The sequence below is a fragment of the Erwinia sp. B116 genome, assembly GCF_002865965.1.
GTDB lineage: Bacteria > Pseudomonadota > Gammaproteobacteria > Enterobacterales > Enterobacteriaceae > Erwinia.
This window is the reverse complement of the sequence record NZ_JRZZ01000009.1, coordinates 20,685-46,671: the sequence shown is the minus strand read 5'-3', so window position 1 is coordinate 46,671 and position 25,987 is coordinate 20,685. Positions and strand designations below refer to the sequence as shown.

Genomic DNA, 25,987 nt, shown 5'->3' with positions numbered 1-25,987 from the left:
TATGAAAATTCCTTATATTCCTGAAGACGCGCCATTCAATGGCGAGCAGAAATTCTGGCTGGCTGGTTTCCTCGCCGGTTTACATTCGCGCCTGCTGGTGCTGGAAGACAAGCCGCAGGCCGGTGCTGCCGCTGCGGCAACCACGCAACTGCATATCCTGTTCGGTTCGCAAACCGGCAACGCCGAAGCGCTGGCCCAGACTGCGGCAAAAGCCGCACGTGCCAAAGGCCTGGTACCGGTCGTTCAGGGGTTGGGTGAAGTAGACATCGAGGTGTTCGCCAGCATGCGTCACGTGCTGATCGTCACCTCCACCTACGGTGAAGGCGAGATGCCGGACAACGCCGAAATGTTCTGGCAGGCACTTTCCGCCAGCACCGCGCCGCGTCTGGAGCAGATGCACTTCGCGGTACTGGCGATTGGTGATACCAGCTACGATGGCTTCTGCCAGTCCGGGAAGTTCTTCGATATGCGCCTGGAGCAGCTGGGCGCGAAGCGCGTTTACGATCGTATCGACTGCGACATCGATTTTGAAGAGCCGTCCAGCGCCTGGATTGACAGCTCGATGCCGCAGTTTGCGGCCAGCGCCGGCAGCAGCGGCACAGCGCTGGAAAACGCCCCTGAAGCGCCGGTGATCCCGGGCAGCAACAAGAATAATCCGTACGCCTCTGCGCTGGTGACCAACAAGCGCCTTTCCGGCGACGCGTCAGGCAAAGAGATCCGTCACTTTGAGTTTGATCTCACCGACAGCGGCCTGAAGTATGAAGCCGGTGATGCGCTGGGCGTGATCCCGGTCAACGATCCGCTGCTGGTGGAACTGCTGCTGGCCCAGCTGAAAGCCGATTATCAGACTCCGGTGCCGGGCTTTGACCGTAGCCTGGGTGACCTGCTGACCTATCAGTTCGAAATCTCAGAGCCGTCACGCAAGCTGATCGAATGGGTGGGCCAGAACACCACCAACCAGGAGCTGCGCCACGTGCTGCAGCATGACGATAAGGACGCGCTGGGCGTATGGCTGTGGGGCAAAGATACCCTCGACCTGCTGCAGCTGGATCTGAGCCGCACGCTGAGCAGCGCAGAGTTTGTCACCCTGCTGCGTCCGTTGCAGTACCGCGCGTACTCCATCTCCTCCAGCTCGAAGGCGCACCCGAATCAGGTGCACCTGACCGTGGCGTCGGTGCGCTACCACAGCGCCGGACGCGCGCGTAACGGCGTCTGCTCCACTTATCTGGCCGAGCGCGTGGGCCGTGGCGGCAAGCCGGCAATCTTTATCTCGCCGAATAAAGCGTTCCGCGTGCCGGCCAACAGTGCCGCGCCGATGATCATGATCGGCCCGGGCACCGGTATTGCACCGTTCCGCGCCTTCCTGCAGGAGCGTGAAGCGACAGGCGCCACCGGCAAAAACTGGCTGTTCTTCGGCGACCAGCATCAGGAACACGACTATATCTACCAGGATGAACTGCTGGCCTGGCATGAAAGCGGCCTGCTGACCCACCTGGACCTGGCGTTCTCCCGCGATCAGGCCGAGAAAATCTACGTGCAGACCCGCATGCTGGAAAAAGGTGCTGAGCTGTTTGCCTGGCTGGAAGAAGGTGCCAGCTTCTACGTCTGTGGCGATGCTTCACGCATGGCTAAGGACGTCGACAGGGCGCTGTATGAGATCGTGGTTCAGCACGGCGGCATGTCGGCGGAACGTGCGGGCGATTACATCGACCAGCTGAAGAAAGAAAAGCGTTACCTGCGCGACGTCTATTAACCGACAGAGCGGCCCGTGCTGAGGGCCGCTGCGGGTACCACCAGAAGGGGAAGCACCCTGTTCTGGCGGCAATAAAAAACGGGCCATGCGGCCCGTTTTTTTGTTACTGCTTTGCTGTTCGGCGTTATTTGACCACGCGCAGCGCCGGGCGCCCACCGCGCGGCGGCGGCTCGTCATCCGGGCCGGCATCATCGCCGGGTACGCTGTCGTCAGGGCGCTCGCCATCGATCACCGACATCACCGTTTCACTGCTGTCGTCCGCCACGTTAGCGGCATCATGCTCGCTGACGTCATCGTAGGCCGGTTCCGGTTCAAACATGGTACCGGCACCGTTTTCACGGGCGTAGATGGCCAGAACGGCGGCCAGTGGAACGGAAACGTGTCGCGGCACGCCGCCGAAGCGGGCATTGAAGGTCACGTCATCGTTGCCCAGTTCGAGGTTGCCCACGGCACCGGGCGCAATGTTCAGTACGATCTGCCCATCGCGCGCGTACTCCAGCGGTACTCTGACGCCAGGCAGATTAATATCAACCACCAGGTGCGGCGTCAGCTGGTTTTCAAGTAACCACTCATAGAAAGCGCGCAACAGGTAAGGTCGACGGGCGGTAAGTTGCGACATTTCCATCTGGCTTAGCCCCGCGTTTGCAGGCGCATTTCACGCTCTGTTTCGGTCAGCGAGGCCAGGAAGGAGTCACGCTCAAAGACGCGGGTCATATAGCCCTTCAGCTCTTTCGAACCGGCACCGATTAACTCAATGCCCAGCAGCGGCAGACGCCACAGCAGCGGAGCCAGATAGCAGTCAACCAGGCTGAACTCGTCGCTCATAAAGAACGGCGTGCGGGCGAACAGTGGCGCAATCGCCAGCAGCTCTTCACGCAGCTGTTTGCGCGCGGTCTCGGCTTCCTGCGCCGTGCCCTGCTCAATTTTGTACATCAGGCTGTACCAGTCCTGCTCGACGCGGTGCATCATCAGACGGCTTTCACCGCGTGCAACCGGGTAAACCGGCATCAGCGGAGGGTGCGGGAAACGCTCATCGAGGTATTCCATGATGATGCGGGACTCGTACAACGTCAGTTCACGATCGACAAGCGTTGGCACGGTACGATACGGGTTGAGGTCGATCAGATCCTGCGGCAGGTTATCCGTTTCAACCTGCTCGATCTCGACACTCACGCCTTTCTCAGCCAGTACGATACGCACCTGATGGCTAAAAATGTCAGTCGGACCAGAAAACAGCGTCATTACCGAACGTTTGTTGGCAGCGACAGCCATGTAAACCTCCAAGTTTATCGAGAAAATTACTGCGAATAGCCATCCACGCGGCGACTCATTATTGCCATTAGCCCGAAGATAGACCGCCCCTAAAACGAGTCAGGATACACGCGTCATTACCCGGCCAATAGGCACAAAGTGACACACAGTTTACCAGATTTTAGCCAGCTTGTGGGGCAGGGAACGCCGATTTGACGGGGAAAATGCCAAAGCGGAAGACGTTTCGCTTTTTTTGCAGTCACAAAATGTAAAAAACCCGGCGCCAGGCGCCGGGTTTTCGCATAACCAATTCTGCCGGAGCAGAACAGATTAACGTTTGGAGAACTGAGGACGACGACGTGCTTTACGCAGACCGACTTTCTTACGTTCAACCTGACGTGCATCACGAGTAACGAAGCCTGCTTTACGCAGTTCGCCACGCAGTGACTCGTCAAACTCCATCAGAGCGCGGGTGATACCGTGACGGATCGCACCAGCCTGACCAGAGATACCACCACCTTTAACGGTGATGTACAGATCGAATTTACCGACCATGTCCAGCAGTTCCAGCGGCTGACGAACTACCATGCGGGCAGTTTCGCGACCGAAGTACTGTTCTAATGAACGCTGGTTGATAACGATGTTACCACTGCCCGGCTTGATAAATACGCGAGCGGTAGAGCTTTTGCGGCGACCAGTGCCGTAGTTTTGATTCTCAGCCATTGCCTGTAATCCCGATTAAATGTCAAGAACTTGCGGTTGCTGTGCCGCATGGTTGTGCTCGTTGCCCGCGTAAACTTTCAGTTTACGGTACATAGCACGACCCAGCGGGCCCTTTGGCAGCATGCCTTTAACCGCGATTTCAATCACACGCTCAGGACGGCGAGCAATCATCTCTTCGAAGGTCGCTTGCTTGATACCACCGACGAAGCCGGTGTGATGGTAATAAATCTTGTCAGTACGCTTGTTACCGGTTACGGCAACTTTTTCTGCGTTCAGGACGATGATGTAATCACCAGTATCGACGTGCGGAGTGTATTCCGCTTTGTGCTTACCGCGCAGACGACGAGCCAGTTCAGTCGCTAAACGACCTAAGGTTTTGCCTGTTGCGTCAACAACATACCAGTCACGTTGGACGGTTTCTGGCTTAGCTGTAAAAGTTTTCATCTAAAAGCTTACCCAAATTAAGTTACACGTTGGTGAAATCCCAAACGCTTGAATAAACGGTTGGAGCTCACACGACCATCTTGTCCAGCAAGCCCACCCCTTCGGATAGAGTTACCAGAGCACAAAGAGTTTTGGGAAAAAAACCTTTGCAGTAACGTGGGGTCGCAAGAGTATAGAGAAGTCATCCGCAAAAATCGAACGTTTTTTGCGATAAAATTCCTGTTCTGCTGCGGTCCGGATTCACGTTTCAGGGCAGATGCGGCAGGCGCAAATACTCTTCGCTCTGCATCTCCTGCAGACGGGAGACGCAGCGCTGGTATTCAAACTTCAGCCGCGTGCCCTGATAAATTTCGTACAGCGATGCTTCCGCCGAAACCACCAATTTTACGTGACGCTCGTAAAATTCATCCACCAGCGCCAGAAAGCGCCGTGCCTGGTCTTCGGTCTTGTAAATCATCACCGGCACATCATACAGCAATACGCTGTGAAAACGGCGGGAAAGCTCAATATAGTCGTGCTGGCTGCGCCCTTCCCCACACAGGGCGAGGAAATTCATCGCCAGCACCCCTTCCGCCACGCCCAGCGTCGGCAGCTGACGGTGGTTGATGGTCAGCGGCTCGTGCTCAACCCGCGGCTTACCGGCCAGCGCGACGAACATCCTCTCCATCTCTTTGCTGGTCTCTGCGCCCAGTGGCGTCATCCACAGATGGGCCGAGGTCAGGGTGCGCAGGCGGTAATCGATGCCCGCATCGACGTTCATCACTTCACAGTGCTGTTTAATCATCGCAATCGCCGGCATAAAGCGTGCGCGCTGCAGGCCGTTGCGGTAGAGATCGTCCGGCGGGATGTTGGAAGTGGCCACCAGGGTGATGCCGCGGCTGAACAGCGCCTCCATCAGCGTGCCCAGCAGCATTGCGTCGGTGATGTCTGACACAAAAAATTCATCGAAGCACAGCAGGTCGGTTTCGGCTTTGAAACGATCGGCAACAATTTGCAGCGGATCGCTGTGCCCCTGCAGCTGGGTCAGCTCTTCATGCACCCGCAGCATAAAGCGGTGAAAGTGCAGCCGCTGCTTGCGCTCACCAGGAATTGACTGAAAAAAGCTGTCCATCAGCCAGGTCTTGCCACGCCCGACGCCGCCCCACATATACAGGCCCCGCACCGGCTGTTGCACCGCGGGCTTGCCTTTACCCAGCAACTTATTCAGCCTGCCAAAAAGGCCACCGCCCTGGCTCACCGCCGACGGGGTTTGCTGGCTCAACGCCTGCCAGATCCCGTTCAGACGGGTCATGGCGGCACGCTGTACCTCATCAGGCTGGTACTCACCGTTTGCCAGCGCCTGCTCATAGCGCGCCAGCGGGGACATCGTTTGCATAGTTTGGTCACATTCCCTGAAAAAAGGCCTGAACACGGCCGCCGATCGTCGAAAAAAAAGTCGCTCTACACTAAGCGAAGCAGCGGCAGGATTCCACTTCGATAACATTAGCGGTTATAGTGGTTAGTATTGATGGTGAAGGCCCTGTGAAACAACGAAGAGAAAATGGGAGTAATTTATGACGTGGGAATACGCGCTTATTGGCTTAGTGGTTGGAATTATCATCGGCGCGGTGGCAATGCGTTTTGGTAACCGCAAACTGCGTGAGCAACGCAGCCTGCAGTATGAGCTGGAAAAGAGCAAAGCCGAGCTGTCAGACTATCGTGAAGAGCTGACCAGCCACTTCGCGCACAGCGCCGAACTGCTGGACAATATGGCGCGCGATTACCGCCAGCTGTATCAGCATATGGCCAAAGGATCGAACGATCTGCTGCCAAACCTGCCGGGTGAGAAGAACCCGTTTGCCTGGCAGCTGACCGAAGCAGAAGCCGATAACGATCAGGCGCCGGTGCAGATGCCGCGCGACTATCCTGACAGCGCCACCGGCCTGCTGCGTGGTGAGCGTACCAGCACGAAATAAGCCACACTGAGAGGGGCGCACCGCGCCTCTCTGCCTGCCACCTGCCTGTACCGGCAGAACTTTCAGCACCTGCTAGCGAGAGCGTCGTCACGATGAAAAAAACATCATTTATGTTCAGCGCATTAGCCCTGAGTCTGGGTATCAGCCTGGCTTCCATCCCCGTTGTGCAGGCATCGCTTCCCTCTCAGGTTCAGGGCGAGGCGCTGCCCAGCCTGGCACCGATGCTGGAGCAGGTTCTGCCTGCCGTAGTCAGCGTGCATGTTGAAGGCAGTGAAAATAAAGAGCAGCAGATCCCGGAGCAGTTGAAGCGTTTCTTCGGCCAGGGTGCGCCCGGCGCGGAACCCGGCGAGGAGCAAAAGCAGCCGTTTGAAGGGCTGGCCTCCGGGGTGATCATTAACGCCGAAAAAGGCTACGTGCTGACCAATAACCACGTGGTGGACGGGGCGGAAAAAATCCGCGTGCAGCTGAGTGACGGCCGCGAGTTCGATGCCAAACTGATTGGCCGCGATGAACAGACCGACGTGGCGCTGATCCAGCTGGAGGGTGCCAGCAAGCTGACCCAGGTGAAAATCGCCGATTCAGACCAGCTGAAAGTGGGCGATTTTGCCGTCGCCATCGGTAACCCCTTCGGCCTCGGCCAGACGGCCACCTCCGGCATCGTTTCCGCGCTGGGGCGCAGCGGCCTGAACCTCGAAGGGCTGGAGAACTTTATCCAGACCGATGCGGCGATCAACCAGGGGAACTCCGGCGGCGCGCTGGTCAACCTGAACGGCGAGCTGATCGGATTGAATACCGCGATCCTCGCCTCTTCCGGCGGCAATATCGGCATCGGCTTTGCTATCCCGTCCAATATGGCGATCAACCTCGCGCAGCAGCTGATTGAGTTTGGTGAGGTGAAGCGTGGTCAGTTGGGTATTAAAGGCACCGAGATGACCGCCGATATGGCGAAGGCATTTAACGTTGACGTGCAGCGCGGGGCCTTCGTCAACGAAGTGCTGCCGCAGTCGGCTGCGGCGAAAGCCGGTATCAAGGCCGGTGACATCATTACCCGGGTAAACGATAAAGCGATTAACAGCTTTGCCGAGCTGCGGGTGAAAATTGGTACCACGCCGCCGGGCCAGGAGGTGCAGGTCACCCTGCTGCGCGAAGGTAAGCCGCTTACCGTCGGCGTTAAGCTCGATAACAGCAGCACCGCCACCAGCGCGCCGCTAACCCCGGCGCTGCAGGGTGCCACGCTGAGCGACGGCGCAGCCAAAGATGGCAGCAAAGGCGTTCACGTTGATAACGTTGAAAAATCTACCCCGGCGGCCCAGTTCGGCCTGCAGAAGGATGATGTGATCGTTGGCGTCAACCGCTCGCCGGTGCAGAACATCGCCGAGCTGCGTAAGGTGCTGGAGAGCAAACCGGCGCTGCTGGCGCTGAACGTCATCCGCGGCAATGAGAGTATTTATCTGCTGTTGCGTTAACGTCCCCGGCGGGCACCGCTACTGTGCCCGCCTCAGTCATGCTATTCTGCCCTTCGTTCATTCATTCACCGCTTAAAACCATGTTTCCTAAACTTTTGCGTTCCGTGATCTTTGGCCTGATTGTCGCCGCTGCCCTGCTGGTCGCCGTGCCCGCCCTGCGCGTGGGCGGCAACCTGCTGACGCCGCAGGTTGACAGCGCCGACGAGCAGCCCGTCAGCTATAACGCCGCGGTACGCCGCGCCGCGCCGGCGGTGGTCTACGTTTACAGCCGTAACGTCAGCAGCGGCAACGATGTGCTGGGGTCCGGGGTGATTATGGATCCGCGCGGCTATATTCTGACCAACCGTCACGTGATCAACGACGCCAGCCAGATCGTGGTACGCCTGCAGGATGGCCGCAGCCTGGTGGCGATGCTGGTCGGTTCTGACCAGCTGACCGACCTGGCGGTGCTGAAGATCAGCGCCCCCAACCTGCCTGTGATCCCGATTAATCCGCAGCGGGTGGCGCATATTGGTGACCTGGTGATGGCGATTGGCAACCCCTATAACATTGGCCAGACCGTGACCCAGGGCATCATCGGTGCCACCGGCCGCGTGGGGTTAAGCCCGTCACGTCATCAGGATTTCCTGCAGACCGACGCGTCAATCAACCGCGGCAACTCGGGCGGTGCGTTGATTAACTCGCTGGGCGAGCTGATGGGCATCAACACCCTCACCTTTGATAAAAGCAGCAACGGCGAAACGCCGGAAGGGCTCGGTTTTGCCATCCCAACCCGGCTGGCCAGCAAAATTATGGAAAAGCTGATCCGTGACGGTCGGGTGATCCGCGGCTGGATCGGCATTAATGGTGAAGAGCGTCGCCTGCCGGATCAGGTATCCGGGCTGGAACATACTCAGGGCATTCAGATTAAAGAGGTCTATCCCGGTAGCCCGGCTGCGCTGGCGGGGATGCAGGTTAATGATGTGATTACCCACGTCAACGGCCAGCCGGCGATGTCGGCGCTGGAGACGATGGATCAGGTAGCGGAGATCAGGCCGGGCACGGTGATTAAAATCACGGTGATTCGTAACGAGCGTGAAATGACGCTACCGGTCACCGTTCAGGAGTATCCACAGCAGGACAGCGGCACCCCGGCCAGTTGATCTGAGGGTTGCCCCACCGGACGGTGGGGCTGGCCGAGCAGAATTACTTAACGAACGCTTCGCCCTGGGCAATATCCTGCTTCAGGGTTTCCAGCATCCCTTCCAGCGACTGCTGTTCAAAGGCGCTGAGCGCACCGATCGGCAGGCGTTTCTCAACGCCGTTTTTACCTAACAGCAGCGGCTGTGAGAAGAAACGCGCATGTTCACCATCGCCTTCCACGTAGGCACACTCCACCACGTTGGCTTCACCCTGCAGCGCGCGCACCAGAGACAGGCCAAATTTCGCCGCCGCCTGCCCCATCGACAGGGTAGCCGAACCGCCGCCCGCTTTCGCTTCCACTACCTCGGTACCGGCGTTCTGAATACGTTTGGTCAGGCTGGCCGCTTCCTGCTCGGAGAAGCTGACGCCCGGGATCTGCGACAGAAGTGGCAGAATGGTCACGCCCGAGTGACCGCCCACCACCGGCACGTTCAGCTGGTGCGGATCCTTACCTTTCAGCGCTGCCACAAAGGTACTGGAGCGGATGATATCCAGCGTGGTGACGCCAAACAGGCGATTCTTATCGTAAACGCCGGCTTTTTTCAGCACCTCGGCGGCAATCGCCACGGTGGTGTTCACCGGGTTGGTGATAATACCAATCAGGGCTTTCGGGCTGGTGGAGGCCACCTGCTCGACCAGGTTACGCACGATACCGGCATTAACGTTAAACAGATCAGAGCGGTCCATGCCCGGCTTACGCGCCACGCCGGCAGAAATCAGCACCACATCGGCACCTTCCAGCGCTGGCGTGGCATCTTCACCACTGAAGCCAACGATGCTCACCGCGGTGGGAATGTGGCTGAGGTCAACCGCCACGCCGGGGGTCACCGGCGCAATATCGTACAGGGAGAGTTCTGATCCAGCCGGAAGCTGGGTTTTAAGCAGGAGGGCCAGCGCCTGGCCGATACCGCCTGCTGCACCAAGAACAGCAACTTTCATCCTAAACTCCTTATTATAAGTGCATCTGTTGAGTGCCGTAGAATCCGTCTGCCTGTGACCTTATTTTATCTGGCAGGAAAATGACGAGAGCTATGCGTGCTTTACAGTGAAAAAGCGCTAGCCGCTCGTGAATCACGGAATTTTGCGCGGTGAGAACGGCAGACGGAAAAAATCGGCGCTACCTTACACCTATAGCACTTATCGGAACAACTTCAATTTAAACACTAACAAAATGTTTACTTTTTAGTCACATCAATTCAAGGCAGGCAAATACTTTTTCGTTCCAAACTTTGTTAGACTGCGCTCCCCGGCCGGTCTGCAGACAGATTTTGTCACTTCCTGTTTGCATAAAAATTCATTTAATTGCATAATAATTTAATATCCCGCTGCGGGTATCCCTTAATAACTCACTTTTATCGGTAACCTATGCGTAATCCGTCAAAACAAGAAGAACTGATCAAGGCGTTCAAGGCCTTACTGAAAGAAGAAAAATTCAGCTCGCAGGGCGAGATCGTCAGCGCACTGCAGCACGATGGCTTTGAGAACATCAATCAGTCGAAAGTGTCGCGGATGCTGACCAAGTTCGGCGCGGTACGCACCCGCAACGCCAAAATGGAGATGGTCTACTGCCTGCCGGCGGAGCTGGGCGTGCCGACCACCACCAGCCCGCTGAAAAACCTGGTGCTGGACATCGACTATAACGATGCGCTGGTGGTGATCCATACCAGCCCCGGCGCGGCGCAGCTGATCGCCCGCCTGCTGGATTCGCTGGGCAAAGCGGAGGGTATCCTCGGCACTATCGCCGGTGATGACACCATCTTTATCACGCCTGCGCGCAGCTTTACGGTGAAACAGCTGCACGACGCAGTGCTGGTGCTGTTTGAGCAGGAGCTGTAAGCCTTAGCGCGTTGTCGCTCGTCACAGCCAGTATCAGGCCACGGTACGTTACTTCGGGCCGTTAACCCCGGTCTTATCAGTCAGAGCCGCGCCACCGCGGCTCTGACTGATTTTCGTCTTTCCCCTTCCCCTTAAAACAGCACAATACGCTGGTTTTTTCCTGCCTGATGCGTTCTGACGGTTCACAATCACGCCAGTAGTAATGTGATCTACCACAAATAACAGCACAAATAGTTAATTTGACATATTGGCTTGATTTTTATCATATTTTTTTGATGGTGGTTAAATTTAAGGCATTGCTTATAACAACCGGTTATAAAAAAACCTATCCGAAACCAATAACCCCAACAAAAAATTATTAGCATGCTATTAATATTTCGCGTTATTAGATCTATACTTGTTTCCGTGATGCAAATCACACTAACAAGCAAAGATAATAAAATTGACGAGGAAAAATATCATGAACGTTAAAACTACCGTTGCCACCTTTGGCCTGCTTTCTGCCCTGTCATTCGGTGCTTTTGCCGCAGAATCGGTTAACACCGATCAGGCAAAAAATCTGCAGTCTGTTGGCGTGATTAGCGTCAGCGGCGTGGGCGGCTCACCGATGGATATCCGTCAGGCACTGAACACCAAAGCCGATGCGCAAGGCGCCAGCGCCTACCGCGTGGTAGAGGCCTACAACAACGGCAACTGGCACGCCACCGCCGAACTGTATAAATAAGCCCGGCCAAACGATCATCAACAAAATCAGTACGATAACCCCAAGAATAATAAACGCTTTTTAGCCCTTTCGGTTATCGCATCACCCTTTTATGGAGTCACTATTATGAAAACTACCTTTACCATTGCTGCATTAGGTCTTGCTTCTGTTCTCTCCTTCGGTGCCAGCGCGGCCAGCCTGGTCACCAGCGAACAGGTTGCCAGCCAGAACCTGCAGCCGGTTGGCACCGTAAGCGTTAGCGGTATTGACGGCGCACCGACCGATATCCGTCAGCAGCTGTCGGAAAAAGCGGACCAGCAGGGTGCCAGCGCCTACCGGGTGATTGAGGCCTATAACAACGGCAACTATCACGCCACCGCTGAACTGTACAAATAAATAATGACGCGGGCACCTGCCGTGCCCGACCGTGACATCGACGACCTGGTTAAGATGTGAAATCCCGCAGGTTGTTGAACATTGAGCTTATTGAGGAAATGAACAATGAAAATCAAAACAACCATCGCCGTGCTCGGCCTGCTCTCTACCGTTGCTTTCGGCGCGTCTGCCGCGCAGCTGGTTACCAGCGAGCAGGTACAGAATCTGCAATCTGCGGGCACCATTACCGTTAGCGGCGTGAACGGCGTACCGACCGATATCCGTCAGCAGCTGTCTGAGAAGGCGGATAAACAGGGCGCTTCTGCTTTCCGTGTGATTGAAGCACGCCTGCAGGACAACTACCACGTCACCGCCGAGCTGTATAAGTAATTCCTCGTCACCGGGCCGTCGAACGATGGCCCACTAAGACGAACCCTTTGGCCCCGCTTGTCGGGGCCCTTTTTGGCCCGCCGTCCCCCATCATCAAAGCGCAGCGTTTGTTCCCGCTGCGCTTTTGTCTGCAAGCCCCACGGCGTCTTCCCCTGACATTATCCTTCCTCCCTCAGCTACGCGCCCGATCTCTGACAACGCCTGTTACGACCACATGCCTGCCGTCGCGCCGCTTCCCCTGTGTGCTAAGTCAGGCGTAACCCCCGTGAGCCTCGCGACAGATTGCCTGTTCCTGCTCTGATCCCAGCCACTTCCGTCAGGTAAGCCGGCAGCTTTCAGCCGCGATGATGGGGGATTTCAGCCAGGTAGCAGAGAGAAGACGCCATGCCAGGAAGGAAAGCCGGCAGCGTGAGCTGCCGGTGGGATTTAAATCTTGATCAGGGTGTTCTGGTATTTCTTCAGCATCGCCGCCAGCCGGGCGACCGGTTCGGTGACGCTGAGCGGAGCCTGATATTCGACCAGCTTCTGCTGATAGATATCGAACTCTGACAGCAGCCGGGTAAAGTAGTGGCGACGTTTGGTGTCGCTGCTGGCGGAGATCACCCGGTCCGCCGTGTGACGCATTTGCTTATGAAACGCCGACAGATCGGCATTGATCGGGATCTCCGCATCGCGCAGCCGCTGATGACCGATGATCAGCGTCAGTGCGAGGCGGAACTTATCGATATCACCGGGATAGAGATTCAGCAGCATAAACAGTTGCTGATAGAGCGCGGGAAGATGGTTCTCTTTGCGTCGCGCGGTGTTAGTCGTCATCGCCGCCACCGCCGCGTACATAAAGCGGTTCAGCAGGGTACGGGCCACCCGGGCCTTCGAGCTGTCGCGGATCAGCAGCAGCACCAGCAGCGCCACTATCGCACCAATCGCCTGGCCCAGCGCGCCGTCCATAAACACGCTGACCTCAAATTTCATCGGATTATCCAGCGTCAGGATGTTGATGGTGCCGACCAGTGCACCCAGCGTGCCGATCTGCCGGCGCTGGATCAGCAGCCCGGCGATAAACGCCATCACCCCCAGCGCGATCAGCAGCAGCAGCAGGCTCTGCTGGGTGGCCGGCATGATCACCATGTAGTAGAGCGATCCCAGCGGGATCGCCACGATCATGCCGTAGACAAAATCTTTCGCCATCATCACCGGGTTCGGCATACGCATCGCCAGCGCGGTGATCACCGCCAGCATCACCATTGCCCCGCTGCCCGAGGTCCAGCCGGTCCACAGCCAGAACAGCGATCCCACCCCGGTGGCAACAAAGGTACGTACGCCGTTAAGCAGCGCGTGACGGCTTTCCGCCGAACGCATCTTCACCACCGGTTCGGCGTCCAGCACCTCTTCCTCAATGCGGCTGATGCGGCTGTTGGTCTGGATCCCCTTCAGCAGCAGCAGATAACGGCTGGCGGCGCCGACCCAGCTGGTCAGCGTGGCCGGGGTATTTCTGCTGCCGCTGACGGTAATCACCCGGCGCAGGATCTTCATCCGCTTATGCACGTCAGCCACGCTGGTGACCGGCTTTTCAAAGAACAGCTGAAACTGCGGCGGCACGTATTCCGGCCGCGAGTTCTGGATCAGGAAGGTTTCGCAGGCCTGGGTAATCAGCGTCAGCGACAGGCTGTTCATCACCGTCATCCGCCGCTCCACCTTGTGCCAGCGCCCGGACTCCATCATCAGATGCGTACGCATGCCCTTCAGCGCGGTGGTGCGCCGCACCAGCCCGGCCCAGGCTTTGTCCACCTCGTCTTTATCGCCGTGCGCGACGCACAGCTGCATCAGCTGGTAGTGATCCACCAGCAGCGACTCCGCTTCGCGGTCAATATCCAGCTTGATCGAGCGCGGCGAAAACAGCAGGTCGGCGAGAATGGCGCAGACGATGCCGATGATGATCTCGCTACAGCGCTCAACGGCAAACTGCGGTGCCAGCAACAGTGAGCCGTTGGCATCTACGCTGACCACAATAATCAGCGCCGTATAGCCGGCCAGCCCCAGCGCATAGGAGTTCTCCACCTTGATCAGCGAAGAGATCCACACGCACACTCCGGCCCACAGGCAGCACAGCATCAGCATTAACGCCGGGGCACGAATGGTGGCAATCATAATGGTCAGCGCGGCGATACAGCCGATAAAGGTGCCGATAATGCGCAGCATGCCGCGGTGGCGCAGCGCGCCGGAGAAGGGATCGCCACCGGCGGCAAAGCCGGTGCCGCCCGCCACGATAGCGGCGGTCATCACCGCCCAGCGCGGGGTTTCAAGATTGAATTCAAAGCCGACAAACAGCGCCATCACGATGGCGAAGGTAAGCTTGATCGGAAAACGCAGACGATACCACTGCATGGTGCCCCCGGCCTCAGCCAAACTCGCGCAGGCGATGCATCAGCTGCATAAACGGCGACAGCGGCTCGGCTTTACGGTCGGCGGGCCCGGTTACCACCACGGTGGCCGTGGTGCCGGAAGGGAACAGATTCCCCGGCTGCCGATCGAGGTGGATCCGCACCGGCACGCGCTGCGCCAGGCGCACCCACTCGAGGTTCGAGTCAATGGTGGCCATGCCTTTGCTGTCAATGGTGCTGCTGCTGTTGGTCACCCCGGCGGCAACGCTGTCCACCGTGCCGCGCAGCAGCTGGTTGCTGCCCAGCGGGGTGATCTCAACGCGATAGCCGGGACGGATACCGTCAAGCTTGGTCTCTTCCAGGTACGCCAGCACGTAGAACGAGCCCTGTTTTACCAGCGCCACCGACGTCGACCCGCGGGTAATGAACTCGCCGGTATAGACGTTGAGGTTGGTTACCCAGCCCGCCGACGGCGCTTTGATCACCGTGCGCTCCAGATCGAGCTTCGCCAGATCGCGGGTGGCCACCGCTTTGGCCAGCTGGTGCTCGGTGGTCTGGAAATCGCTGTTCGCCTGGTCAATCGCCTCACGCGACATCGCCGAGGTGCCGAGCTGGTTACGGCGCGACGCTTCGCGGCGTTTTTCACTCAGCAGCGCCTGGTAGTAGGCAACATCGGCTTCAGCCTCTTCCAGCGCCTTCTGATAACGCGGCTGGTCGATGGTGAACAGCACCTGGTCTTTCTGCACCAGCTGGTTGTCGCGCACGCGCACATCGGTGATCAGGCCACTGACATCCGGGGCAATCGCCACCACGTCAGCGGAGAATTTGGCATCACGCGTCCACGGGGATTCGGTGTAGAACACCCAGACGCGGAAAATCAGCACGACGGCCACCACCACCAGCAGCAGCGTAATGGCGAAACGGGATATTTTTCTTGTTAGCGCTTTCACAATGACCTCAGACGAACAAACGGGAGACAAGATAAAACAGGCAGCAGTAGAGCGCCGTATTAAACAGGGCGGGATGCCACACCAGATCGTACAGACCGGTAGGCGTGATCAGCCGACGCACCAACCAGAACAGCATCAGTGACACAATAATTTCAAAGAAGATGGGCGGAAAAGACAGCCCAAACACCACAATAACCGGAAGCACACTCATCTCTTATCCTTGTCGATACCATACCGGGCCTGAGGCACCATCAACCCGCTCCCTTTCTGGCATCGGCGAAGCCATGCAGACAAATTGTGTTCATACGGTGAATGAACGTACAGACGCGAGACCGGCGTTTACTGAATAATAGCCTATCCAGCGTGCCAGTATTAAAGGGAGTAGAACGTCGGAACGATGGCCCGGCGGTGCTATAGTAACGCGCTTGACTATATCTTTTCTACCCAATGTGATCTAAATCACTTTTAAGCCAGGATTAATAATGGAAAGACTGAAGGGCATGTCGGTGTTTACCCGCGTGGTAGAGCTGGGATCGTTTACCGCCGCGTCGCAGCAGCTGCAGATGAGCGTATCGGCGGTCAGTCAGATTGTGGCCAGGCTTGAAGACGAGCTGCAGGTCAAGCTGCTCAACCGCAGCACCCGCAGCCTGGGGCTGACGGAAGCCGGCAAGATCTATTTTCAGGGCTGCCGGCGGATGCTGTCGGAAGCCCAGCAGGTGCACGAACAGCTCTACGCCTTTAACAATACGCCGATCGGCACGCTGCGTATCGGCAGCTCCTCCACCATGGCGCAAAACGTGCTGGCCACGATGACCGCCGAGATGCTGAAAGAGCACCCGGGCCTGACGGTTAATCTGGTGACCGGCATTCCGGCCCCCGATCTGATCGCCGACGGGCTGGATCTGGTGTTGCGCGTGGGTGCGCTGCAGGACTCCAGCCTGTTTTCCAAGCGCGTCGGATCGATGCCAATGGTGGTCTGCGCGGCAAAGAGCTATCTCGCGCAGCACGGCACGCCGGAAAATCCGGCCGGTATCGGCCACTTCTCGTGGCTGGAATACAGCGTGCGGCCGGATAACGACTTTGAGCTGACCTCCCCGCAGGGCACCACCACGCGCCTGTCGCCGCGCGGACGCTTTGCCACCAACGATTCACAGACGCTGATCCGCTGGCTGAAGGCCGGTACCGGCATCGCCTACGTGCCGCTGATGTGGATCATCGATGAGATTAATAGCGGTGAGGTGGAGATCCTGTTTGCCCACTATCAGTCGGTACCGCGACCGGTGTATGCGGTCTACACCCAGAAAGACAAGCTGCCGCTGAAGGTGCAGGTGTGTATCAACTACCTGACCGACTACTTCGATAAGGTGGCGGAGATATATCAGGAGTTTCGTCAGCCCTGACGGCGGGGGAAAACAGAACAGGATTGCCCTCAGGGGTGAGGGCAATCTTTATTATCAGCAACCGGGGAGGTTACTCGGTGCCGCCGACGGTAATTTTATCGAGCTTCAGCGTCGGCTGGCCCACGCCCACCGGCAGGCTCTGCCCCTCTTTACCACAGACGCCAACGCCCTTATCCAGCGCCAGGTCGTTACCGACCATCGAAATCTGCTGCATCGCCTCAATGCCGGAGCCGATCAGGGTCGCCCCCTTAACCGGTTTGGTCACCTTACCGTTTTCGATCAGATAGGCTTCCGAGGTCGAGAAGACAAACTTGCCGGAGGTGATATCTACCTGGCCGCCGCCGAAGTTCGGCGCATACAGGCCGTACTCCACGCTTTCGATAATCTCCTGCGGCGTCGACTTACCGGCCAGCATATAGGTATTGGTCATACGCGGCATCGGCAGGTGAGCATAGGATTCGCGACGGCCGTTGCCGGTCGGCGCCACGCCCATCAGCCGGGCATTAAGCTTGTCCTGCATATAGCCTTTCAGGATGCCCTTCTCAATCAGCACGTTGTACTGGCCAGGCACGCCTTCATCATCCACCGCCAGCGAGCCGCGCAGGCCTTCAATGGTACCGTCATCCACCACCGTACAAAGCTCTGACGCCACCTGCTGACCGAGCTGGCCGCTGAACACCGAGGTGCCGCGACGGTTGAAGTCGCCTTCCAGACCGTGGCCAACCGCCTCATGCAGCAGTACGCCCGGCCAGCCGGCACCGAGCACCACCGGAATCGTCCCAGCCGGGGCCGCCACCGCGCTCAGATTAACCAGCGCCATACGCACCGCTTCGCGCGCCCAGGCTTCGGCACGCACTTCGCCATTTTCGTCGGCGAGGAAGAATTCGTAGCCGGAACGGCCGCCGCCGCCGCTGCTGCCGCGCTCGCGTTTGCCGTTGTCGTCGACCTGCACGCTGACCGACAGGCGCACCAGCGGGCGAACATCCGTTGCCAGCGTGCCGTCGGTCGCCGCCACCAGCACCAGTTCATAGACGCCGGTCAGGCTGGCGGAGACCTCCTGCACGCGCGGGTCGGCCGCGCGTGCAGCGCTGTCCACCCGGTGCAAGAGAGCAATTTTATCTTCGCGCGACAGGCTTTGCAGCGGGTCCAGCGCCGGGTAAAGCGGGCGGTGCAGCACCGCACCAAGGGTGTGTGAACGGCCGTTGCCCTGCTCACGCACGATGCTGCGCGCGGCGGTGGCGCTCTGCTGCAATGCGTTCAGCGTCAGCTGATCGGCGTAGGCAAAGCCGGTCTTCTCACCGCTGACCGCGCGCACGCCCACGCCCTGATCGATGTTGTACGAGCCATCTTTAATAATGCGGTCTTCCAGCACCCAGGATTCGTGATAGCTGGCCTGGAAATAGAGGTCGGCGTAGTCCAGCTTGCGCTCGGAAAGCTGACCAAGGATGGAAAAGAGGTCGCTGTGACTAATGTTATTGGCAGTCAGTAACTGCTCACTTACCAGATTCAGGCTCATGAATTCTCACTTAACAGGGAGCCGCCGTCGGCTGCCTTAATGTTCAATATCGTCTATGCGTTTACGTTAGCCTGAGTCAAATCTGCTGCTACGTCAAACTCACTTATCATCGTTTTTACGAGGTTTACGCAACACCTCGTTGATTTCCGGTTTATCGATCGGCCCGCCGATGTGATAGCGCAGCACAGATATCTTACTCCACAATGGCCCGAGCACCTTGCTGGCGGCAAACACCGCCGCGCCGATCACCGGGTTGACCGCAAATGCGGTAGCCACGCCAACGGTGGCGGAGATCTCCGGGGCCACCACCGCCTGCATATCGATGCGCCGTTTCACCAGGTCCAGCTTCCCCTGCATGGCGATATCGGCTTCCAGCCCGTCCACCAGCAGGTTATCGGTGTGCATCACGCCGTTTTCAACCCACGCGGTGCCGTTAATCGAGTCAAAGTAAAAGCCCTCGCTGAAGGTATCGCTGAAGTCCAGCCGCAACTTGCGCAGCAGCGCGTCGAAGCTGACCAGCCGCAGCAGCTGCCCGGCACGACCGGTAGAGACATCGGCAATCTGCCCGGCTCCCAGGTGTGATTTGAGCACGCCGCTCAGCGTCTCCAGCGAGGGCTGCCACGGCGCAGAGCGCCAGTGCAGGTCGTAATCGAGCTTAAACGGCGCGTCGCGCAGCGGGCTGCTGACGCCAAACCAGTTGGTAGCATCGCTGATATTCTTGCCGCTCAGCACGCCTTTCAGCGACGTGCGCGCCTCGCCGGGGCGGTTGACCCACTCACCGGCCACCGTCAGGCGCGCGTTGCCGCTGTCGATCAGGCCCTGTTTCAGGGTCAGGGTATCGCCGGCGGGGGTCAGTTCCGCCTGCATGCGGCCGAATTTCTGCCCGCGCAGCCAGCATTCGTCGCAGTTAAGCCGCAGCGCCGGCCAGCGGCTGAAGTCAATGCTATTGGCATCGGCAGGCAGCGGTGAATCGCCGCCGCCGTCGGCCCACTGCGGGTTGTAGTAGAGGTACTTCAGACTGGCCTGCCACGGGCCGGACGCCTGGCTGACCAGGCTGCCGTCAATCTCGCGCCCTCTGGCGGCCACGCGGGTCTGACCGGCGACGCCCTGCGACACCGTCAGGTCCAGATCCTGCCACTGCTGGCCGCCCAGCGTCAGGGCCGGGGTATGCAGGCGGATATCGCCAGGCAGCGACGGCGTGCCCGTTTTGCCAGCGCCCGCTTTGCCGCTGCCGGCCAGGTTGCTGCTCAGCAGGCCCAGCCAGGCTTCGCCGTCCAGCGGCGGCAGGTTCAGCACCATGCCGCTGTTTTCCGGCAGGGGCGGCGTGCGCTTAACGTCGCCCTGCCAGATGCCGCGATCCAGATGCAGCTGCTTACCCAGCAGCCAGCGGCTGTTGAAACGCTGCTCCGCGCCCAGCGCGCCGCTCAGCTCAAAGCCTCTCAGGTTACCGCTGGCCGCCAGTTTGACCGGCAGCGCGCTGCCCGCCGTTTTATCCAGCGGCGCAGGTAAGTGACTGCTTACATTTTTCAGGTCGCCGTCGATAGCCACCGAGTAGTTCGCGCCGCCGCCGTGCGGCAGATTAATCTGCACCTTACCCTGCCACGGCAGGCTACCGGCCAGCCGCTGGCGCAGCGCATCCGGCAGCGGTTCCAGCGTGGCCGGTTGCCAGCTGGCGTCCATATTCACGCCGATCTGGTAATCTTTCTCACCTTCGCGGGTGGTAAAACGCACCCCCAGCGGCTGGCCGAACCAGCGCGCGGTGAGCGCCTCGCTGTTCAGGTTGCCGTTGTCATAGCTGAAGCGCCCGCTGAGCTGCTCGAAGCGGGTGCCAATCGGGGCGATAAACAGCGAGTTTTTGTTCAGGTCGACGTCGCCGCTGGCGCGCACCTCCCCGCCGTCCAGCGGGATATCGAGATGTAAGCGCCCACTGACGTTGCCGCCAATCTGCAGCTCGTCCAGCGCTGCGCCCAGCGAGGGTTTGAGCGGTGACTGATTAAAGTAGTCGCGGATCTGCGGCCCGCTGCCGCTGATATCGCCATCAATCAGCAGCTTTTCGCGGGTGTAATCCGGGATCACCGCCGAGATATTACGCCCCAGTGCCGCGCCAAGGTGGGTCTCTGCCGCCTTCATCCACAGCCCGTTGTTCGCGAAGTCGAGGTCAATGGCCAGATTTTCCAGCGGCGGCCAGCCCGGTTCGAACTCGTAGGTCGCTTTACGCAGCGGCACCGCCACCTCGAACATGCCGTCGTTGCGACGGAACGGGAACTGGTGCGGATCGCCGGCAAAAATCAGCGTGGCATCCTGTACCTGCCCCCCCTTCAGCGCACCGCTGAGGTAGTCGGTGAGCGAGGTGCCCATCAGCGGTTCCGGGAAGTAGCGCCACGCCTGGGCGGCGTCGCTCAGATTGATCCCGGCCAGAATATCCAGCCGCGGCGGCTGGTCTTCAGGCTGCTGATAGCGGAAATCCCCGCGCGCCCACAGCGCCTGCGCCTGCACGTCAAGCCCAACGCCCGCCAGCGTCAGCCCCTGCGAGCCATACTGCCAGCGGATGCCCCCACCCGCGTACTGAATGTTTAGCGGCGCGCGGAACATCTCCGCGTAGGGCAGCGTCGCCTGGTTAATGCTGAAATCAAGCCGTCCGTCGCCAACGCTGCCGCTGAGGCTGCCGTTTAGGTGCTCCATGCCCGGCAGCAGCTTCCACGGCTGCCAGCTGAGGTTCTGCCAGTTGCCCTGAAAGCGCGTACGTTCCGGCTGCTGCAGTGGAATATCCACCGCCAGCGCCTGCAGTTGCCCGCGCGGCTGCAGCGCCTGCCAGTTCTCCTGCAGCTGCGGTGAGAGTTTGGCAAACAGCGGCACCAGCGGGGCCAGGTGCTGCAGGTCGAGATGGGTGGCGCGCACCCGTAGTTCCTGATTGTGCTCCGGCCCCGGCAACTGAGGGTTGTCCGGCTGCCACAGCAGCGACAGCTCACCGGCAGGCCAGGGGTCGCCGTCGGTGATTAGCCGCGTCTGCGGAACGGCCAGGCTCCAGCCGCCGTTAAAACGGCTGATGTGGGCGGTCAGATCGTCAACCCGCAGTTCGTGCATCTGCGGGTCGCCCCGCCAGCGCGCGCCGCCGCGTTTCAGCCAGACGTCGCCCTCGTGCACCTCGCCGTTTTTGACCGTCATCCACGCCGCAAGGCTGAAGCGGGCGCTCTCCAGGCTGGTGTTATCGCGCATCCACTGCCCCAGCCAGGGTTTGACGTCGACGTCATCAGCCTGCATCCACACCCGGCCGTTGTCGAGATAGCCGTTGCTGTCACTGAGGTCGAGCCGCACCTGCACCACGCCGTGCTGGCCGGTAAAGCTGGACAAGCTGACCAGCCCTTCGGCACAGTGGCGATTTTTCTCATTCAGCCAGGTGAGCTGGGGCACGGTCAGGCGGGCGCGCTGGCCGGAAGGCGTAACGAAGTCGATCAGGCTGTCGCGCAGATCGAAATGGTCAAACTGGCGTAAAAACAGGTCGTTGAGCCGATCGCTCTGCAGGTCGGGGGATGCAGCGTTACCGCCGCTCAGCGGGGTGTTTGTGACCAGGTTGAACTGCCAGAAGGTGAGATCGCGAAACTGCCAGCGCAGGTGCAGCAGCGACTGCCAGACGTCCAGCGCCAGGGTAACGCGCTGGATGCTGAGCTGGCCGCCGTCGTTCAACGCGGCCTGAACGTCTTTAATTTCAACGCGCGGGCCAAAATTTTCCCATGCGCCTTCCAGCGAGCTGGCCTCGACCCGCGTGCCGGTAACGGCCGAAACGCGCTCAAGGATCGGCACACGCCAGGCATTCATATGCGGCATCAGCAGGCGTAAGCCGCTCACCACCAGCGCCGTCACCACCACCAGTGTTGCGCCTGTCAGCAGCAAAATCCTCGGCAATTGCCTCACACACGTCTCCCTGGGTTACATCATCACTACGTCAAACTGTTCCTGAGTATAGAGCGGTTCTATCTGAACCTTCACCTGTTTGCCGACGAAAATCTCGACTTCCGCCAGCGCGTGCGATTCGTCGCTTTTCAGCGCCTCGCCCACCGCGGGTGACGCATAGACCAGGAAACGGTCCGAATCATAGGCATGATGTACGCGTACTACCTCACGCATAATCTCGTAACAGACCGTCTCCACCGTTTTCAGCGTGCCGCGTCCTTTACAGACCGGGCAGTCCTTGCACAGCACGTGCTCAATGCTTTCACGGGTGCGCTTACGGGTCATCTCGACCAGGCCCAGCTGCGAGAAGCCGTTGATCCCGCTCTTCACCCGGTCCTTGCTCAGCCCCTGCTCCAGCGAATGCAGCACCCGACGACGGTGGTCTTCATTACTCATATCAATAAAGTCGATAATGATGATCCCGCCCAGATTACGCAGCCGCAGCTGACGGGCGATCGCCTGGGTGGCTTCGATATTGGTGTTAAAGATGGTTTCATCAAGATTACGGTGGCCGACGAAGGCCCCGGTATTGATATCGATGGTGGTCATCGCCTCGGTCTGATCGATGATCAGGTAGCCACCGGACTTCAGCTCCACCTTACGATCGAGCGACCGCTGGATCTCGTTCTCGACGTCATAGAGATCGAAGATCGGCTGTTTACCGACGTAGAGTTCCAGTTTAGCCGTCATCTCCGGGATATATTCACCGGTGAATTCGATCAGCTGCTCATAGGTCTGGCGTGAATCAATGCGCACCCTGTCCAGAGCCGCGCCGGCAAAATCACGCAGAATACGCTGCGACAGCGCCACTTCACCGTACAGGCGGCAGCGGGTCTGATTGCGCTTCTTACGCTGGACAACCTTGGTCCACAGGCGCTTCAGGAAGGCGGCATCGGAGGCCAGCTCATCTTCACCGACGCCTTCGGCGGCGGTGCGGATGATGTAGCCACCCAGTTCGTCACAGTGGGCGGCCACCACCGCCTTCAGGCGGTCGCGCTCTTTCTCACTCTCAATGCGCTGTGACACGCCGACGTGGGAGGCCCCTGGCATAAACACCAGGTAACGTGAGGGCAGCGTAATGTCGGTGGTCAGGCGCGCGCCCTTGGTGCCGAGCGGATCTTTCACCACCTGCACCATCAGATCCTGGCCCTGACGCACCAGCTCGGAGATGTCGCGGACGATAAAGTTCTTCTTCTCATCACCCGCCACGCATTCGGTGTGCGGCATGATGTCGGAGGCGTGCAGGAAGGCGGCTTTTTCCAGGCCGATATCGACAAACGCCGCCTGCATGCCGGGCAGCACCCGGCTGACGCGGCCTTTGTAGATATTGCCGACGATGCCACGGCGCGCTTCGCGCTCGATGTGGATCTCCTGCAGGATGCCGCCATCAATATAGGCTACCCGCGTTTCCGACGGCGTAATGTTTACCAGTAGCTCAGCTGTCATGTTGTCCTCTCACTTCACGCAGCGCCTGAAACTGGCTGAACAGCTCGGCTGTTTCCACCAGCGGCAGGCCGACGACCGCATGATAACTTCCGTTGATTTTTCTGACAAAATTGCCACCCAGCCCCTGAATACCATAGCTGCCGGCCTTATCCATCGGCTCGCCGCTGGCGATATAGTCACGGATATCGTCGGCGCTAAGCAGGCGGAACGTCACCTCGGTGACCACCAGGCACTCCAGCAGCCGCTGGCTGTCGGCCAGCGCCACGGCGGTCATGACCTGATGCGTCTGGCCCGACAGTTTGGCCAGCATCACCGCCGCCGCCGCGCTGTCCGCTGGTTTTTCCAGCACCTCGCCATTGAGTACCACGATGGTATCCGCCCCAAGCACCGGCAGATCAAGCGGAGCAATGGCGACGCCCGCCCGTGCTTTATCGCGCGCCAGCCGGCGCACGTAGGCTTCGGCCGCTTCACCGGCGCGGCGCTGCTCTTCCACTTCACTTGTCAGCCGTGTAAACGACAGCCCCAGCTGGGTCAGCAGTTCACGGCGGCGGGGAGAGCCAGAAGCCAGATAGAGGGATAGCATAATTTTCCTTTATTGTACGGCAAACTGGCGGCGAATTTTTCTCATCAGCAGGAACAGCCAGGGCCACAGCACACCGTCAATCACGCTGCTCCAGAAGATTTCCGGACGGAAGGAGACGTTAATCACCAGGAACTCGGCCCAGAAGACGATCACGTCCATCGCCAGTGACAGCACCATCACCATCAGAGCCTGCTGCCACAGCGCCAGGTTGCGGAACAGCTGGAATTTGAACGCCACCAGGTAGGCGATAATGCTGAACGCCAGCGCGCGCACGCCCAGCGTGGAGCCGGTAACCAGATCCATGATCGAGCCCATCAGGAAGCCGCTGCCGACGTTCACCCGGTGCGGCAGCGCCAGCACCCAGTAGATCAGGATCAGCAGCAGCCATGAAGGCCGGTACATAAACAGCTGCTCGGGCCACGGCATAATCTGCAGCACCAGCGCCACCAGGAAAGAGAGCCAGATCACCCAGCGCCCCTGGGTGCGATAGCGGCTCAACGGCTCTCTCCGCGTGATGTCGGCGGTGTGGCGCCAGTAGCGGTAGCCGGTGCGCTGCCGCGGTTGCCAGCGGCATTGCCCGTCGCGTTGCGCGGCACAGCCGCATTACCGGACACGGCCGAAGTAGCGGGTGCGGTTGCGTTACTACCGGCGGCAGCGGGCACGGCAGTTTCAGGCTGGGACGGAGCGGGCGGCCCCATCATCTCGCTGGCCGCCGGCAGCACCTGCGGCATCATCTGCATCAGACGCTCGTTGGCGACGCGGTGCACCTCCTCCGGTGCCATCGGCATGCTGCCATTACGGTCAGCGCCCCACAGCAGCAGCAGATAGCGCAGGCGCTGCAGGCCGGCGGTTGGCCGGGCCTGAATCACCGTGTAGGCGCGCTGGGTATCAACCTTCACCGAAGAAACCACGCCCACCGGATAGCCTTCCGGGAAACGCCCGCCGAGGCCGGAGGTGACCAGCACATCGCCGACGCGAATGTCGGTGTTGCCCGGCAGATGTTCCAGCTGCAGGTCTTCGGTGCAGCCGTTGCCGGCGGCGATCACCCGAATATCGTTGCGCAGCACCTGAATCGGCAGCGCGTGGGAAGCATCGCAAATCAGCAGAACCCGGCTGGTGATTTTGCCGACGGCGACGACCTGGCCGACCACGCCCTTATCACTGATCACCGGCTGGCCTTCATAGACGCCGTTGACGCTGCCTTTGTCGATCACCACCTGGTCGGTATAGGGATCGGTACCGGTGGAGATCACCTGGGTGACCATCTTCTGCTCATCCTGACGCAGCGGTGAACCCAGCAGCTCACGCAGGCGGGCGTTTTCCTGCTTAAATTGCCCGAGCATCAGCAGTTCACTGTTCTTTAAGATCAGTTCACGGTGGAGCGCTTTGTTTTCCAGCTCGATCTGCTGGCGGGAGGCCAATGTGTCAGACACATTGTCCAGAATTTGTCGTGGCCCGTTGGCCAGGAAATAGAATGGACTGACGGCAGTGTCCATGTAGGTGCGGATCTGGGTGAAGGCACCCATACGGCTGTCGGCAACGATGACACCAATGGCCACCACAACCGCTAAAAATAAGCGTAACTGCAGGGACGGCCCCCTGCTGAACATCGGCTTCATAAACTCGGCGTTTTCCTCGACAACATGAAAAAGGAGTGCGGGCAGCGCCCCGGCACTCCTTCA

At 59.2% G+C, this 25,987-nt stretch carries 24 protein-coding genes; 9 read left to right on the top strand and 15 right to left on the bottom strand.

What is annotated here, in order from left to right; all coding sequences use genetic code 11:
• Position 1 precedes the first annotated feature (1 nt).
• Positions 2–1,753 (top strand): sulfite reductase subunit alpha, encoded by a 1,752-nt coding sequence (locus NV64_RS08995; RefSeq protein WP_056231107.1) that lies wholly within the window; start codon positions 2–4, stop codon positions 1,751–1,753.
• A gap of 124 nt (positions 1,754–1,877) precedes the next feature.
• Here NV64_RS08995 and sspB read toward each other — a convergent pair whose 3' ends face one another.
• The 5 genes from sspB to zapE all read right to left on the bottom strand — a co-directional run bounded on the left by sspB (position 1,878) and on the right by zapE (position 5,546).
• The gene (gene sspB, locus NV64_RS08990) at positions 1,878–2,378 is read right to left on the bottom strand and encodes a ClpXP protease specificity-enhancing factor (protein WP_101505771.1); all 501 of its coding nucleotides are present in this window, start codon (positions 2,376–2,378) and stop codon (positions 1,878–1,880) included.
• A 5-nt stretch (positions 2,379–2,383) separates the two neighbouring features.
• Positions 2,384–3,025: a stringent starvation protein SspA gene (gene sspA, locus NV64_RS08985; RefSeq protein WP_056231101.1), complete on the bottom strand. Its 642-nt coding sequence runs from the start codon at positions 3,023–3,025 to the stop codon at positions 2,384–2,386.
• A 309-nt stretch (positions 3,026–3,334) separates the two neighbouring features.
• On the bottom strand, positions 3,335–3,727 hold the full coding sequence (rpsI, locus tag NV64_RS08980; RefSeq protein WP_056231096.1) for a 30S ribosomal protein S9: 393 nt from the start codon (positions 3,725–3,727) through the stop codon (positions 3,335–3,337).
• 15 nt (positions 3,728–3,742) lie between these two features.
• Positions 3,743–4,171 carry a 50S ribosomal protein L13 gene (gene rplM, locus NV64_RS08975; RefSeq protein WP_056231094.1) on the bottom strand — a complete coding sequence of 143 codons (429 nt, stop codon included), beginning with the start codon at positions 4,169–4,171 and terminating at the stop codon, positions 3,743–3,745.
• A gap of 247 nt (positions 4,172–4,418) precedes the next feature.
• Positions 4,419–5,546: a cell division protein ZapE gene (gene zapE / locus NV64_RS08965; protein ID WP_056231090.1), complete on the bottom strand. Its 1,128-nt coding sequence runs from the start codon at positions 5,544–5,546 to the stop codon at positions 4,419–4,421.
• Between the two features lie 178 nt (positions 5,547–5,724).
• Here zapE and zapG point away from each other — a divergent pair, with 178 nt between their 5' ends.
• From zapG to degS, 3 genes are all read left to right on the top strand, one after another.
• Positions 5,725–6,126 (top strand): Z-ring associated protein ZapG, encoded by a 402-nt coding sequence (gene zapG, locus NV64_RS08960; protein ID WP_056231087.1) that lies wholly within the window; start codon positions 5,725–5,727, stop codon positions 6,124–6,126.
• Positions 6,127–6,218: 92 nt separating this feature from the next.
• Complete coding sequence (gene degQ / locus NV64_RS08955; protein WP_056231084.1) at positions 6,219–7,592, top strand: serine endoprotease DegQ; 1,374 nt, start codon at positions 6,219–6,221, stop codon at positions 7,590–7,592.
• Positions 7,593–7,672: 80 nt separating this feature from the next.
• Positions 7,673–8,734: an outer membrane-stress sensor serine endopeptidase DegS gene (gene degS / locus NV64_RS08950; RefSeq protein WP_056231082.1), complete on the top strand. Its 1,062-nt coding sequence runs from the start codon at positions 7,673–7,675 to the stop codon at positions 8,732–8,734.
• A gap of 43 nt (positions 8,735–8,777) precedes the next feature.
• Here degS and mdh read toward each other — a convergent pair whose 3' ends face one another.
• The gene (mdh, locus tag NV64_RS08945) at positions 8,778–9,713 is read right to left on the bottom strand and encodes a malate dehydrogenase (RefSeq protein WP_056231078.1); all 936 of its coding nucleotides are present in this window, start codon (positions 9,711–9,713) and stop codon (positions 8,778–8,780) included.
• A 426-nt stretch (positions 9,714–10,139) separates the two neighbouring features.
• Here mdh and argR point away from each other — a divergent pair, with 426 nt between their 5' ends.
• The 4 genes from argR (at position 10,140) to yhcN (NV64_RS08925) (ending at position 12,078) form a co-directional block, all read left to right on the top strand.
• Positions 10,140–10,610 (top strand): transcriptional regulator ArgR, encoded by a 471-nt coding sequence (gene argR, locus NV64_RS08940; protein ID WP_056231075.1) that lies wholly within the window; start codon positions 10,140–10,142, stop codon positions 10,608–10,610.
• Positions 10,611–11,070: 460 nt separating this feature from the next.
• Positions 11,071–11,334, top strand: a complete 264-nt coding sequence (gene yhcN / locus NV64_RS08935; RefSeq protein WP_056231072.1) for a peroxide/acid stress response protein YhcN — start codon at positions 11,071–11,073, stop codon at positions 11,332–11,334.
• A gap of 105 nt (positions 11,335–11,439) precedes the next feature.
• On the top strand, positions 11,440–11,709 hold the full coding sequence (yhcN, locus tag NV64_RS08930) for a peroxide/acid stress response protein YhcN (RefSeq protein WP_056231070.1): 270 nt from the start codon (positions 11,440–11,442) through the stop codon (positions 11,707–11,709).
• Between the two features lie 105 nt (positions 11,710–11,814).
• Positions 11,815–12,078, top strand: a complete 264-nt coding sequence (yhcN, locus tag NV64_RS08925) for a peroxide/acid stress response protein YhcN (RefSeq protein WP_056231067.1) — start codon at positions 11,815–11,817, stop codon at positions 12,076–12,078.
• Between the two features lie 426 nt (positions 12,079–12,504).
• On the opposite strand, the gene aaeB is transcribed toward yhcN (NV64_RS08925), so the two are convergent.
• The 3 genes from aaeB to aaeX are packed head-to-tail and all read right to left on the bottom strand — an operon-like array spanning position 12,505 to position 15,620.
• Complete coding sequence (aaeB, locus tag NV64_RS08920) at positions 12,505–14,463, bottom strand: p-hydroxybenzoic acid efflux pump subunit AaeB (protein WP_056231065.1); 1,959 nt, start codon at positions 14,461–14,463, stop codon at positions 12,505–12,507.
• A 13-nt stretch (positions 14,464–14,476) separates the two neighbouring features.
• Positions 14,477–15,409, bottom strand: a complete 933-nt coding sequence (aaeA, locus tag NV64_RS08915; protein WP_056231062.1) for a p-hydroxybenzoic acid efflux pump subunit AaeA — start codon at positions 15,407–15,409, stop codon at positions 14,477–14,479.
• Between the two features lie 7 nt (positions 15,410–15,416).
• Positions 15,417–15,620, bottom strand: a complete 204-nt coding sequence (aaeX, locus tag NV64_RS08910) for a p-hydroxybenzoic acid efflux pump operon protein AaeX (RefSeq protein ID WP_056231059.1) — start codon at positions 15,618–15,620, stop codon at positions 15,417–15,419.
• 271 nt (positions 15,621–15,891) lie between these two features.
• Here aaeX and aaeR point away from each other — a divergent pair, with 271 nt between their 5' ends.
• Positions 15,892–16,809 carry an HTH-type transcriptional activator AaeR gene (gene aaeR, locus NV64_RS08905; protein ID WP_056231056.1) on the top strand — a complete coding sequence of 306 codons (918 nt, stop codon included), beginning with the start codon at positions 15,892–15,894 and terminating at the stop codon, positions 16,807–16,809.
• A 70-nt stretch (positions 16,810–16,879) separates the two neighbouring features.
• Here aaeR and tldD read toward each other — a convergent pair whose 3' ends face one another.
• From tldD to mreC, 6 genes are all read right to left on the bottom strand, one after another.
• Positions 16,880–18,325 carry a metalloprotease TldD gene (gene tldD / locus NV64_RS08900; protein ID WP_101505770.1) on the bottom strand — a complete coding sequence of 482 codons (1,446 nt, stop codon included), beginning with the start codon at positions 18,323–18,325 and terminating at the stop codon, positions 16,880–16,882.
• A 99-nt stretch (positions 18,326–18,424) separates the two neighbouring features.
• Entirely contained in the window at positions 18,425–22,237 is a 3,813-nt protein-coding gene (gene yhdP / locus NV64_RS08895; RefSeq protein WP_101505769.1) for an AsmA2 domain-containing protein YhdP, read from the bottom strand.
• Between the two features lie 15 nt (positions 22,238–22,252).
• Entirely contained in the window at positions 22,253–23,722 is a 1,470-nt protein-coding gene (gene rng / locus NV64_RS08890; RefSeq protein WP_056231046.1) for a ribonuclease G, read from the bottom strand.
• On the bottom strand, positions 23,712–24,305 hold the full coding sequence (locus tag NV64_RS08885; RefSeq protein ID WP_056231043.1) for a nucleoside triphosphate pyrophosphatase: 594 nt from the start codon (positions 24,303–24,305) through the stop codon (positions 23,712–23,714). Before NV64_RS08885 ends, rng begins: the two co-directional genes overlap by 11 nt.
• A 9-nt stretch (positions 24,306–24,314) precedes the next feature.
• Positions 24,315–24,803 carry a rod shape-determining protein MreD gene (gene mreD, locus NV64_RS08880; protein WP_056231040.1) on the bottom strand — a complete coding sequence of 163 codons (489 nt, stop codon included), beginning with the start codon at positions 24,801–24,803 and terminating at the stop codon, positions 24,315–24,317.
• Entirely contained in the window at positions 24,800–25,924 is a 1,125-nt protein-coding gene (gene mreC, locus NV64_RS08875) for a rod shape-determining protein MreC (protein WP_072166244.1), read from the bottom strand. Before mreC ends, mreD begins: the two co-directional genes overlap by 4 nt.
• Positions 25,925–25,987 lie beyond the last annotated feature (63 nt).